The organism is Prevotella vespertina (assembly GCF_009728485.1).
GTDB lineage: Bacteria > Bacteroidota > Bacteroidia > Bacteroidales > Bacteroidaceae > Prevotella > Prevotella vespertina.
Map to the genome: position 1 here is coordinate 1 of NZ_VVIQ01000011.1, position 14,103 is coordinate 14,103.

Below are 14,103 nucleotides of genomic sequence, written 5' to 3' on the forward strand. Positions count from 1 at the left end.
CCTAGTCCTTCTATAGTTTCCCTATCCTGTAGGCTGGTTCTTCCTTTTGACAACAAAGGTAATGAATCAACCTTGCTTCCTAAAGGGGATTATACCCTGTTTAAGTTTCTTGCTGCAAACTTAGAGTCATTCTGTCTCTTGACAAATGTCATTCTGTATAACACCATCTTTAAGATGTATTGTTCTATCTGTTATATGTGCGAGCCCTTCATCGTGTGTAACGATGACGAAGGTCTGACCGAACTTATCGCGGAGATCGAAGAAGAGTTGATGCAACTCTTGTTTGTTCTTTGTGTCCAAACTACCTGAAGGCTCATCGGCAAGGATGACAGCTGGATTGTTTACCAATGCTCGAGCCACTGCCACACGCTGCTTCTCACCACCTGATAGTTCGTTAGGCTTATGACTTGCACGATCGCTTAACCCCATAAACGCTAATAACTCCTCTGCGCGCTGACGTGCTTCCTTCGTCTTTCTGCCTGCAATATAGGCAGGAATCATGATGTTCTCAAGGGCTGTGAACTCTGGTAAGAGTTGATGGAACTGGAAGACAAAACCGAGATGTTGGTTACGGAAGTCGCTCAACTTTCCTGTCGAAAGACTACCAACGTCAATGCCATCGACAATGACAGAACCACTATCAGGTTTATCCAGTGTTCCGATTATCTGCAATAAGGTAGTCTTACCAGCACCTGATGGTCCGACAATGCTCACCACTTCTCCTTTATTAATATGCAAGTCGATACCCTTCAACACCTGAAGTGAACCGAAACTCTTGGTTATGTTCTTAATATCTATCATATTCTATTCTTTTATTGGGGCTATTAGGCTTATTAGCCTTATTAGTCCAATTAGCCTAATACCCTCTTACACCTTATTATGAATCCATTCTCTCACAGCCTCGTAAGCACTGCGTTCCTCCGTGTGTTGTGGTTGAGCGAACGTCATATCATCCATACGATTGCCATATTGATCAGGGAATATTATCATCAGTGTCTTACCCTTGAAGTAGCGATTCACCTCTTCTGGTAATCGTTCCATCGCACTCTTATAAGAAATTGTACCCTTACGAGCTGTGACGATCACAAATAACTGATCAGCTTTCACACGTGTTGCCAAATCTGGAAGTTCTTTCCAATGATACATCTCTTCGTACTCGGCACGCACACTAGGGAATCTATTACGGATGAACTCCGTTATGAGTTGCAAACTCTCGCGGCGACCATGGAATACGATACGGCACTCCAAATTACCCGCCATACGTGCCAATCGCTCTAACCAACGATAGAAACCAGGCTCAAATTCTGCACGAGAAGGTACTGCAACTTGTATTCTTCTTATTGTATTTAGGGGCTGGGTAATACGAGTAACGATAATTTGTCGGCTCAATCCATTATACAAACTACGTGTGAACTCACCCCAGAAGTTCTTATTTATATCCTTATGGAAGTGCAACCCCATAAGTATCTCCGATGCCTGAAACTCTTTAAAAGCATGTTTAATACCATTGGCAATATTCGCCGCTATGCGCACCTGCGTTGTCATGGGTACATCTGAAGAACTAGCTAACTGATGAATCTGTTCCAACAAACGCTGTCCCTCCGCTTGATTATGCCGCATATTAACATCATCATACACTACATTTAGGGCGACAAGTTCCTTCTTTAGTCGTGGATTACGCATCATTATAGCCATAGAGACCAAACTCTCAGCGTATTCAGGATACTTCACAGGAATTAGAATCTTCTCGTCGTTAAGCGTCTTCACCATCTCTGGTTCCTCTTTCTCTTGTAAACGAATGCGCTGAGCAGCCCACTCTGTAACCAATGTTGATATGATACAAGTGAAGAGTATCATAATCACAATACCATTCAACACCTCATCTCCAAAGAGGTAAACTCCGGGAGAAATCTCCAAGCGACGCCCCACCATCACCATGGCAATAGCACCTGCGGCGTGCGCACTCGTAAGACCGAACATCATGTGTCCCGACATCTTCGACATCTTAAAGAGTCTTGCTGCAATATATGCCGCCACTGCCTTACCCAATGTTCCAAAGACAACAAGGCAAAAGACCACCCATAAGATGTTGGTTCCAGAGAAGAGTAAACGAACATTGATTAACATTCCCACACCAATTAGGAAGTAAGGAATGAACAGCGCATTACCCGTAAACTCAATGCGATTCATCAACGGAGAAACCTTCGGAACATATCTATTTAATATCAAACCAGACAAGAATGCACCAAAGATGCCCTCTAAGCCAACAGCATCAGATAAAGAAGCCGAAAGGAATACAACCGCTAAGATGAAGATAAACTGCATAACGGCATCAGAATAACGGCGCAAGAACCAACGTGCAAGACGGGGTATGAAGAAGATAAGTCCAGCACAATAAACAACAAACTTCACAACGAAGAACAACCAGAATGCAACGCCCCCACCGCCATGAAAGCTATTGACGATTGATGCCATTACGATCAAAGCAATGAAGAGTGCCATCATGGAAGAACCAACACTCAACGTCGAACTAGTGTGCCGTGTCAGTCCATATCTTCCTACAATAGGATAGGCTATCAGCGTGTTCGACGCCATAATAGCAGCAAGTAACAATGCGGCTAATGGCGTATAACTCAACAAGCTAACACCCATCAGATAAGTCATAATAAACGGACAAAGGAAGGTTAACAGTCCGAAGATCATCACCCGATTACGATTCTTCTTCAGCCCCTCCATATCCATCTCAAGCCCCGCTAAGAACATGATATAATACAACCCAACACGCCCGAATAACTCGAATGAAGCGTCACGCTCCAATATATTCAGTCCGTACTTACCAACGATAACTCCTGCCAACACCATACCAATGATATGAGGTATGCGCAATCGCCCCATGATGATAGGTGAAATAAGTATCATCAAAAGCACTACAAAGAATATTAGTGTCGGGTCAGCTATAGGAAAATATTGTGATAAATGCAACATGAATGTCTATTAACTTGTTGCTTGCAAAGTTACAGAAAAAGTTTGGCAACATTCCATCTTAGCATATATTCATAGATTATATAAGCCAAAAATTAAGTCTGTAGGTCGTGTTCAGCAGACTTACATACGCTCTCCACATTCTTTTCATGCACCTTGCACATTATTTATACGCTGAATCTGTATTTGCGGAATACCTATCTTTTCTTATTATCTAAGCGTGATAAAGTATTATCAGACTTAGATAACTAATTATCACGCTTAGATAATTAATTATCACACTTAGATAATACTATTACTTACGCTTCAAAACAATACAGAACACCGAAGAAACAAAAAGAAAAGCAGCGGAAAAGAAATGCTAAACATATACATTTCGATTCCACTGCTTGTGCTTTACAATAGGTAAAGAGTGCTTCCAACTATTAAACAGGTATATTGTTTGAAGAGATGAACCCCATTTTACATCCTTTATATATATGCCAGAGCGTAAATTATCACTACTTATTTTGCCCTTTAAATTGTAAGTAAAACTGCGCTTTCTGCGCTTCTATCTCTGCCTTCAGTTCCTCTTGTGTGGGTAGATAAAGCTTATACTTTGTTGCAAAAAGTTGTTTACTATCGTGGAGTATGGAGTATCGTGCGATGTCTTCATCCGTGTCCGAACATAAAAGAATACCTATGGTCGGGTTATCGCCATCCGTCCGCTTGAGTTCATCAAACATCCTGACATACATATCCATCTGCCCCACATCCTGGTGCGTAACCTTTGATGTCTTTAGATCCATTAATACGAAGCACTTTAAGAAGTAGTTATAAAAGACCAAGTCGATGTAATAATCCTCCTTCTCCGTATGGATATGTTGCTGGCGCCCAACGAATGCGTAGCCCTTTCCTAACTCCATGATGAACTTCTGGAGATTACTAATAATACAGCTCTCTAGGTCTGTTTCCGTAAAAGAAGTATTCGGTGTGAATCCTAAGAACTCTGCAACAACAGGGCTTTTAATGAATTCCAACTTCTCAACAAGTGGACTGCTTTTTCCAGCATCTCCTCTCTTACCAGCTCCTTATGGTGAGATTGTAATAGGCGATAGTAGTATTGGCTACTCACGTTACGCTGGAGTGTCCTAACGCTCCATCCCTCTGTAACTGCTTCCTGCTCATACCATGCCCTTGCCTCATCGTCTCGAACCTGCAACAATACGCTATAATGCGTCCAAGTGAGACGAATGGAAGATTTTCCAGTCACCGACTGGAGAATGTCATGCCGAGCCGATTTTCCAGTCGACAACTGGAATATGTCTGGGTAAAGTTGATTAAAGAGTATGTAGTTATAAAGATTACTCTTAGAGAAACCCTTACCATATCTCTGTACAAGCAGACCGCTTAACTCTTGTATAACTCGCTTGCCATAATCAGCACGGGAATACTTTAATAGCTCCTCATTCAGTCTCTTCCCTAACAGCCAGTTACGCTTCAGTAGGGCGATATTCACGGCATGATACGCCTCATGTTGCGCCTCATCGATGATTAAGCAACTCTCTTCAAACAAATGCTCTTTGCTTGGAAGTTCGGGTTCTTGTGTAGTATTATTCATTGTTATAATTGTTTAGATTGTTCAACTCAAGCCTTCTTACTTCTCTTCTTCTCAAGTGTTTTTAGTTATAGATGTACTCTATTAAATCCGAGGTCAAAGTTACAAAAGAAGTTGAATATAGACAAATATAACCCACCAAAGGCTAAAAAGAAAGACAGATTGTAGCCTATATTACAATAAAAATAGTACTTTTGCAAGTACAAGTGATTAATTGAAAACAAAAAAGACAAAACATATGAAAGTAGCAATAGTTGGTGCCAGTGGTGCCGTAGGACAAGAACTTCTACGCCTATTAGACGAAAGAAACTTCCCTTTGGACGATCTTGTGTTATTCGGTTCAGTGCGTTCTGCAGGTCGAAAGTACACATTTAAGGGTAAAGAATATGAAGTAAAACAGCTCCAGCATAACGACGATTTCAAGGGTGTTGACATTGCTTTTACTAGTGCGGGAGCAGGAACGTCAGCCGAGTTTGCCGAAACCATCACTCGATATGGTGCTGTGATGATTGATAACTCTAGTCAATTCCGTCAGGAAGCAGATGTTCCTTTGGTTGTTCCAGAGATTAACGCAGAGGATGCCCTCGTTCGTCCTCGTGGCATTATAGCCAACCCAAACTGTACAACGATTATGATGGTTGTTGTCTTGAACCCTATCAACAAGCTCAGTCATATCAAGAAGGTACACGTCAGCAGTTACCAAAGCGCATCGGGTGCAGGTGCTGCAGCAATGGAAGAACTCATCCAACAATATAAGGAACTCGTTGAGACAGGCGAGGTAAAGACTATTAAGAAATTCCCACATCAACTTGCTTATAACGTTATTCCACAGATTGATAAGATGATGGAAAACGATTATACGAAGGAAGAAGTGAAGATGTTTAATGAGACACAGAAGATTATGCACTCCGACATACGTACTTCTGCCACCTGTGTTCGCGTCTCTTCACTCCGTAGCCATTCAGAGGCTGTATGGTTCGAGACCGAACGCCCGCTATCTGTTGAAGAGATTCGTGAGGCATTGAAGACGGCTCCTGGCGTAACACTCGTTGATGATCCGCAGCACTATGTGTACCCAATGCCACTCGAGAGTGCTGGTCACGATGATGTTTATGTGGGGCGTATTCGTAAGGATTTAGCTGACGATAATGGTAATACGTTATGGCTTACAGGTGATCAGATACGCAAGGGTGCGGCATTGAATGCAGTACAGATTGCAGAGTATCTGATTAAAGTGGGCGATGTGAAGTAAGGGTAGAGACTATAAAAAAGCCTCACCCCCTTCTCCGAAAGGAGAGGGGGGTGAGGCTTTTTTAACGCTCAAACTGTTCTATACTCAAGCCTCCATCCGTCAACTTCTCTATCTCTGGAACAATGCGCGTGAAGTGATCTGAACGGGCATGACGAGCTAAACAAAGCTTATTCTCCCATGTTTCACAAAACATGAAGACACCTGGTTGGGTTGTACTCTCAAACAAATCGTAACCCTTGTTGCCCTCATCTTTGCGAGAGAATTCCACTAACTCATCTGCAAGTGCCTTCACTTGAGCTGTTGTCACACCCTCTTTTACCTTGAAAAAAGCGTTTAATCTAATCATAATTTCTACCTATTTTGTCGAGAAACCCTTACTTATTCTTTTTATAATAAGCCACTGCAGCAGCTACATTAGCCTTTATTGCACGTGAAGAGAATGTAGCACCTGTAGCACCATCAACCTGCTCTGCCTTTGCAGCCTTTGTCACTTTCATTCCTTCAAACTTAGGGAGTAGGTTTTCCTTCACCGTGTTGAAGTATCGAGGTGACTCATGATTTGGCAATGGAACGACCTTTACTACCTTGTTATTCTTGATATAAACTTCCACAGGAGTAGCGCCCTTAAATCCTTTCACATTAGGAGTTAGGGTCGTGGTGTTCACTACGTATGTTCCATCTGCTTGTTTATACATCACCTTTCCCTGCTGGACTGCAGCAAAAGCAACGCTACCTGTAATTGCTAAAGCTATGAAGGTAGCTGAAAGAAACTTCTTATTCAACATTATCTTTACCTTTATTTATTGTTATTAGTGTGTTTGCAAATATACGAAAAACTATGTTTCTAACAGACTGTTTTTACTTTTTTAATTCATTCAACAGATTTATCTATCTTCAAATTAACCACAACTTATAGAACAGAAGGGGGCTAACAATAAGGGAAGAGATGATGTTTTATATAAAAAAATAATCTATTTTTTCTTGCAGAAGGTGCCCTTTTTTATTATATTTGCAGCTGACTTGGAAGGATGGTCGGGTCTTGTTGAGAGATTGAAGAAGCTCTCCTCCTTTGCAGGCCACCATTGGAAGCAACGTAGCTCAGCCTATTGATAGATTCCAATTGAAGTTGTTTAACCAATAGAGTAACTAGATAAATATAATATTATGTCAATTCAAATCAGATTAGAACAGAGTAAGTTTAAAGATAAAAAGGGTGCTGGGCATTGGTATGCACGAACAGTTAGTGCTGGCGAAGTGTCCACTGAAGAGTTAGCTGATGCTATTCAGGAGAGCACATCTTTTACTCGTGGTGACGTTCGAGGGCTTGTTGTAGCCCTTATAGATGAGATCTCTTATCGTCTTCGTCAGGGTGAAACGGTTGTTCTTGATGGCTTAGGTCGTTTTCATCTCAGCGTAGAGAGTGAACCTGTAGAGAATCGAGAAGACTTCAATCTTAAGCGTAATATCAAGGGTATAAAGTGCAAGTTTGTTCCTTCTGGTGCTCGTGACGGTAGGAAGGGGAAGAAGATTCAAGACATGGCATCTGGTGCTCGTGTTGTGTGGGCTGATGTTGATGATGAGTAATGAGGGCGATTACTAATAGGTCAAACCATGAGGTTTAAATGTTGACATGTATATATAGAATAAAAAAGAGCTAATCATTAATGATGCTTAGCTCTTTTTTGTGCGCCTAACAGGACTCGAACCTGCACAACGTAAGTTACTAGATCCTAAGTCTAGCGCGTCTACCAATTCCGCCACAGGCGCATAACGAGTGCAAAGATACATAATGTTTTGGATATAACCAAATGTTTATGAATTTCTTTTCTAATCGTTTTATAATAAAGAACTAATATGTATCCTTGCTTCATTGTGACTGTTGTTTATGTTATATTATAGTTGTTTCGCAACTATAATGTCTGTGTATGAGAAGGTTATGTAGCTGCGAAGTCAATTCTAAATACGTTTTACTTGGAGATGACGAAAAACGTTTTTCCTGTCATTTCTGTCATCTTTTTAGAATAAATAAGATGGTCATAATTAGATAATTAATGCAAATGTTAAATGTGACAGCAACCCCAATTAAAAATAACACTAGTGTTTGGCGGTTTTAAGATGGAGATTATTCTTTTATAAAACCAATCCTTCAAGCTCTCCTTTCGGGAGGTTGAAGGATTGGTTCAATTACTTTGCAATGAGTTTACGAGCAAACTCGATAATCGTATCCTTGCCTTTTATGAGATCCGATTCTGTGATGTCTACTTTGTAATCAGGATCAATATCGAACTCTGTCATTTGCTTATCTCGATCATACATGGGGCATGCGGAGAAACGAACAGACCATCCATTGGGTAGTTCAGAAGAGAAGGGTAGCCCCGCTCCACCACCTGTTTTATCACCAACGATGTGGACGTTTGGGCAACACTTCATATACTTCACGAACTCATTGGCAGCAGAGAATACACTACGATTAGTCAATACAACGACTGGTTTCTGCCATCGAATACCCTTTCCGGGAGTGAGGTATTCGGGTTGAAGTGATGAGAAGTCGTTATGACCGGGACCTGTTTTATGCTGGATATAACCAACAAGCTCCTCCTTATTCGTGAACCTTGCTGCCAGTTCTTCAGCATTACTTAACTGTCCACCTCCATTGTTCCTTACATCGATAATAAGCCCGTTGCAAGGTTGAAGATGCAGTAGAATGTCATCTAAATTACCAGCCCCAATAGGATTTTGGAAACTCTCGCAACGTATATAACCAATGTTATCATCAAAGACAGTATAGTCTAATCCACTTGCAATGAGATAATCACTCTTCAGATATTTACGCTCAAGTGAATCAGAATAATTCTTTGGATAGTTGTCTCTCCACGCCCAATAACGTCCGATATTAAAAGAGGTATAAAGATTGACATGCCCATCTTTGAGTTCTGAAAGCATATTCGTTAAAACTTCAAACTGCTGTTTCTCATTCATGGATGCGTCGAACTGTTTGGCATAACGTTGATGAACTTCTTGCCAATCTATTCCCTTTTGTGAGAAAAAACAATAATGTTCATCCATGATCTTCCATAATGCTTCAAAGTTTCCACGTGGGTTGTTGGCATACTCTTCATTATCAATGCAGCTCGTAACAGAGCATAACAAGAGGAGCAGAAGGAGGCTCGTTGTGATATAACTGATGGTAGATTGGATTCTTCTCATGGCAATATTTTATAGATAGAAAATGTTCTTACGATACCCAATACAAATAGATTGCTCCACGTGTGTTGGCGTAATCCGTTCATCTTAGCCTGTTGGTAATCGCCAAGATAGCCAAGACGGAGGGTGGTGTGATGCAATGTAAAATCAATTGTAACCATCTGTCGGAGTGAAGGAGCATTGATGGGAGTTGTGAAAACGAGGTTATGATCGTAATTACCTTGTGTGAATATCTCATAATAACTCTGCCCATAATTAGGTGAGAAAGCTAATCCAATGAGTGGTATTTGTAATTCATAACGGAGACAGAAAGGCTTCTCCCAAAGGTGAAAATGATAATCAGCTGTAACATTAGGAGCGATGTTTAGTTGCCCATAAGCTTGTGCTGGATTATTGGCGTTGCTGGTGTTATAAAGGATACCAAGTCTTGTATCAATTCCTCCACCAGCTTTCAAGCGTAAGTCTCCATTGCCGATAGTCCATTTATTGATGACATATTGCCAGTTATATTGGAAGTTGTAATAGCCTCCTAATTCGTTATTATAGTCTCTTCGATTGTGTGCATAGAGTAATTGAGCTTGATGTATCAATTCTCGTGACACCCTGCTACCATTCTCACGCACTGTATGTGAGATGTATCTAAGCTCTGTTCCGTTGTATTTCTCTTGTGATAAGTAAGTGTCGAGGACGTTAGCTGTACCGATACCCAACATTTGTGCGTTGCTTATCACCTTATTATTATATAAGGTGTCTTGGGCTTGTAAGGTTGCTGAAGAAAGTAAGAGAAACGTTATAAAGAAGTTCGTTTTACGTAAAAAGAGAGTCTTTAGTTTCATAGGCATAAGTTCCGTTAAAGAGAAAATCCCACTTATAGAAACATTCACATCAAGTCTCTATAAGTGGGAATATCATATTATTCATCTGTAAACAAGTTGAGTTGCCCAGTTATCTCATCAATTACTTGTTGTTGAGATTTACCTGCATCAGGGTCGAGATTCTCCTCTATTGGAGTTGTTGTAGGCTCTTCTTGAGTATCACCTCCATTATCTCCCTCATCGTTATTATCCTTCTTTTCTTCTTCTGGGAAGCGTATTGGCTCAAGTTCCTCAATCTTATCTACTTTCCAAGTGGTGAGACGTTTACCCTTAGCTTTGAATCCTTTGATACCAACAAATTGCTCTGCATCAAACTCTTCTGTACCTCTTGATGCATCCACTCCGCCATATGTCACTTGAATGCGAGGGTAAGCAACGTCCGTCAAGAGTACCATTTGTGAGTTAGGATTATCTCCAATGAAGTTCTGATGACGCTTTGTTGCCTCCATTTGGAAGCGTTTCAAGTAAGGATAACCTTGATTGTCTGCATCATAGATCACGGCTGTCCATGGTTTATCTGCAATGAATTTCTCTATGCGAAGGATGTTATCTTCGTAGTGATTGCTTGCATCGAAGTTCGTAATATAGAACTCCCCATTCTTCAAGACGACGAGTATATTGTCTTGATCAGCGAACTCCCCGAGGAAACGACCATGCTCTTCGTAATTGATTCGGTTGATATCTGGATCAAACCAAACCTTTCGTCCGCCCAGTGTTGAGTGTCCGTGACTCTTCAATGAGATGCGATGAACGTTCTTCTTTGTGAGCAGCTTGCCTTTAGCCGTGCGTCCCTTGATAAGCACAGAAGCAAAGTCATACTCAACGAAGATGTTTTGTTTGGGCTTGTTAGGGTTCGGATCAAGGGTAATCTTTATTAGTTCGGCCTCGCCATTAGGGTTAGCTGTGAAGTAGAAGATCCTTGATCCATCTGTACCAGAGGTTAAGTCATACTCTTTGTCACGTGTAATGGAGGTGACATTAAAGCGTTTGATATAGTAAGGACCAGTCTTTCCATCACGATAAACAACGTTATAGATGGTGCGTTTATCATTCTTCTTGAATACCTGAAGATGTATAACTCCTTTACCCACAAACACCTTGTCTGCAATACGAATTACCTTATACTTACCATCGCGATAGAAGATAATGACGTCATCAAGGTCTGAACAGTTTTGAACGAACTCTGCCTTCTTGAGTCCTGTACCAATGAATCCAGCCTTACTATCTATGTATAACTTCTCGTTAGCATCAACTACTTTCGCTGCAACGATGGTATCGAAGCTCTTTATCTCTGTGTGGCGAGGGTGATCCTTACCATATTTCTCCTTCAAATGAGTGAACCATTCGATGGTAACACGCACCATCTCGCTAAGATCCTTATCTATTTCTGCAATCTCAGCCTTTATCTTCTGAATGAGTTCGTCAGCCTTATCTTTATTAAATTTCAGTATTCGCTGCATCTTAATCTCCAGTAGGCGGAGGATGTCCTCACGGGTTACTTCGCGAATAAAGGTCTTCTTATAAGGCTCTAATTTAGCATCAACAAAGGCTACAACTTCGTCTAAGTTCTTTGCAGTCTCAAACTTCCTCTCCTTATAAATACGCTCTTCAATGAAGATACGTTCCAATGAGTTATAGAAGAGTTGTTCCTCCAGTTCGTGTTTGCGAATCTCCAGCTCCATCTTCAACAACGCCTTTGTATGTTCTACGGAATTGCGAAGAACATCGGAGATTGTCAAGAACTTAGGTTTATTGTCTTCAATGACACAACAGTTAGGAGATATGTTTATCTCGCAATCTGTGAAGGCATAAAGGGCATCAATGGTCTTGTCACTGGACGTACCAGGGGTGAGGTGGAGTTGAATCTCAACCTCGGAGGCGGTCATATCCTCCACTTTACGAACCTTAATCTTACCTTTCTCTACTGCTTTGGTGATTGATTCTTGAAGTGAGTTAGCCGTCTTGGTGAAAGGAACCTCACGTATGACGAGGGTCTTGTTATCAAGTTTCTCTATCTTAGCACGTACCTTTAATACACCACCACGCTGTCCGTCATTATACTTCGCAGCATCAATACTTCCGCCAGTAGGGAAGTCTGGATAGAGATGAAAGTCCTCATTCCGTAAGTATTGCACTGCTGCTTCACAGATGTCATTGAGGTTGTGAGGAAGAATCTTTGATGATAACCCTACGGCGATACCCTCCGCTCCTTGTGCAAGAAGTAATGGGAACTTCACAGGAAGTGTGATAGGCTCTTTGTTACGACCATCGTATGAGAGTTGCCATTCGGTTGTCTTAGGATTAAAAACAGTTTCCAAGGCAAACTTGGATAGGCGAGCTTCAATGTAACGAGGCGCAGCTGCACGGTCACCAGTAAGTATATTGCCCCAATTCCCTTGTGTGTCAATGAGCAAATCCTTCTGTCCTAACTGCACCAAAGCGTCTCCGATGGATGCATCGCCGTGTGGATGGAACTGCATGGTATGCCCAACAATGTTCGCAACCTTATTGTATCGTCCATCATCCATGCGCTTCATCGAATGGAGAATACGGCGTTGAACAGGCTTCAAACCATCTTCGATATGCGGAACGGCACGTTCAAGGATTACATAACTGGCGTAATCTAAAAACCAATTCTTATACATACCAGAGAGGTGATGCACTGCTGCAGCGTCAAACCTGTCGGCAGGTTTGTAGTCAGAATGAGTTTCCTTTCCTTGCACCTCATCGGCAGGAGTCAGCTCGTCCATGTCTTTTATTTCGTCATCCATATTGTCGTTGTTGTTGTGTAGCTAAGACATCCCTAGCTTCGTGTGACTGCAAATGTACGAAAAAAAAAGATATTAACTTCCTATTTAAACAATTTATTCCCGCTTGAAGACATAGTAGCTGCTTTAAAAGACATAGTAACAAAAGAACAAGATGTTAGTAACATAGTCATGTGTTCTTTTGTTACTATGTCTCCAGAACTTATGTCATTGAGAAATATGTCTCTTTGCTGTCTAAAACCATGTTCCTCTGTCTCACACAAAAGCCCCACCCCGTTAGGCGCCCCCCTCTCTGTAGGAGAGGGGCTGGGGGTGAGGCCATACCACGGAAGCGAGAGAACCAAATTAATACACTAGTTTTGAAAGACATTAATTTCACAATTAATATAATCGATTGTCTTATTACAGAACGATTGATACCCTGAATCAATCTAAAAAAGCTCCCGTGGTATAGAAGCCGACCCTAAAGAAAAGCCTCCCCAAGCCCCTCCAAAGGAGGGGATGTCTTTAATCCGCTCACATATCTCTAGTTGTTTCAAACTATATCCAATAAAGACATCCCCTCCTTTGGAGGGGCTTGGGGAGGCTTTCTTGGGTGGGACTTTTACCCTGCCTGTGGTCCAGGGTGTTCTTCACTCCCCTCGCCTTTTGGAGAGGGGGCGGGGGTGAGGCTTTTTTCCTCTTCATCTTTCTTCCTCAACGATTCGTAGGAGTTTGCAGCCAACTCTCGCTTCAATTCTGTGCCAGGTGTGAAGACCACACGAGGCTTAATCGTCTCGGTCTTAAAAGCTTTTTCAGTTTCCGACCCTTTACTCGACAACGTGACACGCATTGAGCCGAAATTACCCAGCTGAATACTAAAACCATCACGGAGGTAATGAGGCAGACAATCGATGAAGTTATACAACACGTTCGACACATCACCACGTGTCAAGGACGAACGTCCAGCAATATCACGTGCAATATCATCCAGCGACTTATGCCCTACATTTACAGGATTAGCATAATACTTCACTTCCTCTCGCTTCTGCGGATTCTTCTTTTGAACTAATTTAAATCTCATGATTCTTAGGTTTTTAAATTATTAAATAACTATTGTTTATCATAGCGTAGGGCAGCACGCTTCCGCAGCTTTCTTCTTGCATCTTCATGCTGCCCCATTCTATTTTCTTAACTAATTTTTCTTCTTTCATCGTTTCCTCTTTCACCCTTTCAGCATCCCCCTCCTGCCAGATGCGTATTGCCTTGCTGCCGAATACGTATCTACGTTCTGTCAGATGCGGTGAGCGTTGCCGTTAGATACGTATCTAGCAACTGCGCAATGCGTATCTAGCAGTTCGTAGATACGCATCCGCCAGCACGTAGATGCGGTGAGCGCAGCAACGGAATACGCATTCAGCAGAAGCTCTGTCCGTTAGGCACTCC

General features: G+C 41.7%; 10 protein-coding genes, 1 tRNA gene and 1 pseudogene. 2 read left to right on the top strand and 10 right to left on the bottom strand.

Features of this window, described 5'->3' with window-relative positions:
* Positions 1-126 precede the first annotated feature (126 nt).
* From F0475_RS09445 to F0475_RS09455, 3 genes and pseudogenes are all read right to left on the bottom strand, one after another.
* Positions 127-801: an ABC transporter ATP-binding protein gene (locus F0475_RS09445; RefSeq protein WP_155716430.1), complete on the bottom strand. Its 675-nt coding sequence runs from the start codon at positions 799-801 to the stop codon at positions 127-129.
* Positions 802-867: 66 nt separating this feature from the next.
* The gene (locus F0475_RS09450) at positions 868-2,985 is read right to left on the bottom strand and encodes a cation:proton antiporter (RefSeq protein ID WP_155716431.1); all 2,118 of its coding nucleotides are present in this window, start codon (positions 2,983-2,985) and stop codon (positions 868-870) included.
* 497 nt (positions 2,986-3,482) lie between these two features.
* Positions 3,483-4,582 (bottom strand): annotated as a pseudogene (locus F0475_RS09455) (PDDEXK nuclease domain-containing protein).
* Between the two features lie 235 nt (positions 4,583-4,817).
* On the opposite strand from F0475_RS09455, the gene F0475_RS09460 reads away from it, so the two are divergent.
* Positions 4,818-5,831, top strand: coding sequence for an aspartate-semialdehyde dehydrogenase (locus tag F0475_RS09460; RefSeq protein ID WP_155716432.1), 1,014 nt, complete (start codon positions 4,818-4,820; stop codon positions 5,829-5,831).
* A gap of 61 nt (positions 5,832-5,892) precedes the next feature.
* Here F0475_RS09460 and F0475_RS09465 read toward each other — a convergent pair whose 3' ends face one another.
* On the bottom strand, positions 5,893-6,177 hold the full coding sequence (locus tag F0475_RS09465; protein WP_155716433.1) for a putative quinol monooxygenase: 285 nt from the start codon (positions 6,175-6,177) through the stop codon (positions 5,893-5,895).
* A gap of 28 nt (positions 6,178-6,205) precedes the next feature.
* Positions 6,206-6,616, bottom strand: a complete 411-nt coding sequence (locus F0475_RS09470) for an FMN-binding protein (RefSeq protein WP_155716434.1) — start codon at positions 6,614-6,616, stop codon at positions 6,206-6,208.
* Positions 6,617-6,995: 379 nt separating this feature from the next.
* On the opposite strand from F0475_RS09470, the gene F0475_RS09475 reads away from it, so the two are divergent.
* Positions 6,996-7,415 carry an HU family DNA-binding protein gene (locus F0475_RS09475; RefSeq protein WP_009436001.1) on the top strand — a complete coding sequence of 140 codons (420 nt, stop codon included), beginning with the start codon at positions 6,996-6,998 and terminating at the stop codon, positions 7,413-7,415.
* A 101-nt stretch (positions 7,416-7,516) separates the two neighbouring features.
* Here the strand turns inward: F0475_RS09475 and F0475_RS09480 are convergent.
* From F0475_RS09480 to F0475_RS09500, 5 genes are all read right to left on the bottom strand, one after another.
* Positions 7,517-7,598, bottom strand: a tRNA-Leu gene (locus F0475_RS09480).
* A 417-nt stretch (positions 7,599-8,015) separates the two neighbouring features.
* The gene (locus F0475_RS09485; protein WP_155716435.1) at positions 8,016-9,038 is read right to left on the bottom strand and encodes a S41 family peptidase; all 1,023 of its coding nucleotides are present in this window, start codon (positions 9,036-9,038) and stop codon (positions 8,016-8,018) included.
* Entirely contained in the window at positions 9,035-9,877 is an 843-nt protein-coding gene (locus F0475_RS09490) for a DUF3316 domain-containing protein (protein WP_155716436.1), read from the bottom strand. Before F0475_RS09490 ends, F0475_RS09485 begins: the two co-directional genes overlap by 4 nt.
* A gap of 71 nt (positions 9,878-9,948) precedes the next feature.
* Positions 9,949-12,681 (bottom strand): DNA gyrase/topoisomerase IV subunit A, encoded by a 2,733-nt coding sequence (locus tag F0475_RS09495; RefSeq protein ID WP_155716437.1) that lies wholly within the window; start codon positions 12,679-12,681, stop codon positions 9,949-9,951.
* A 601-nt stretch (positions 12,682-13,282) separates the two neighbouring features.
* The gene (locus F0475_RS09500; protein WP_155716438.1) at positions 13,283-13,741 is read right to left on the bottom strand and encodes an HU family DNA-binding protein; all 459 of its coding nucleotides are present in this window, start codon (positions 13,739-13,741) and stop codon (positions 13,283-13,285) included.
* Positions 13,742-14,103: the final 362 nt, after the last annotated feature.

Bases quoted from the DNA above. Each gene is read 5' to 3' on its own strand.
- F0475_RS09445 (WP_155716430.1), bottom strand. From the start codon at position 801: ATGATAGATATTAAGAACATAACCAAGAGTTTCGGTTCACTTCAGGTG.
- F0475_RS09450 (WP_155716431.1), bottom strand. From the start codon at position 2,985: ATGTTGCATTTATCACAATATTTTCCTATAGCTGACCCGACACTAATA.
- F0475_RS09460 (WP_155716432.1), top strand. From the start codon at position 4,818: ATGAAAGTAGCAATAGTTGGTGCCAGTGGTGCCGTAGGACAAGAACTT.
- F0475_RS09465 (WP_155716433.1), bottom strand. From the start codon at position 6,177: ATGATTAGATTAAACGCTTTTTTCAAGGTAAAAGAGGGTGTGACAACA.
- F0475_RS09470 (WP_155716434.1), bottom strand. From the start codon at position 6,616: ATGTTGAATAAGAAGTTTCTTTCAGCTACCTTCATAGCTTTAGCAATT.
- F0475_RS09475 (WP_009436001.1), top strand. From the start codon at position 6,996: ATGTCAATTCAAATCAGATTAGAACAGAGTAAGTTTAAAGATAAAAAG.
- F0475_RS09485 (WP_155716435.1), bottom strand. From the start codon at position 9,038: ATGAGAAGAATCCAATCTACCATCAGTTATATCACAACGAGCCTCCTT.
- F0475_RS09490 (WP_155716436.1), bottom strand. From the start codon at position 9,877: ATGCCTATGAAACTAAAGACTCTCTTTTTACGTAAAACGAACTTCTTT.
- F0475_RS09495 (WP_155716437.1), bottom strand. From the start codon at position 12,681: ATGGATGACGAAATAAAAGACATGGACGAGCTGACTCCTGCCGATGAG.
- F0475_RS09500 (WP_155716438.1), bottom strand. From the start codon at position 13,741: ATGAGATTTAAATTAGTTCAAAAGAAGAATCCGCAGAAGCGAGAGGAA.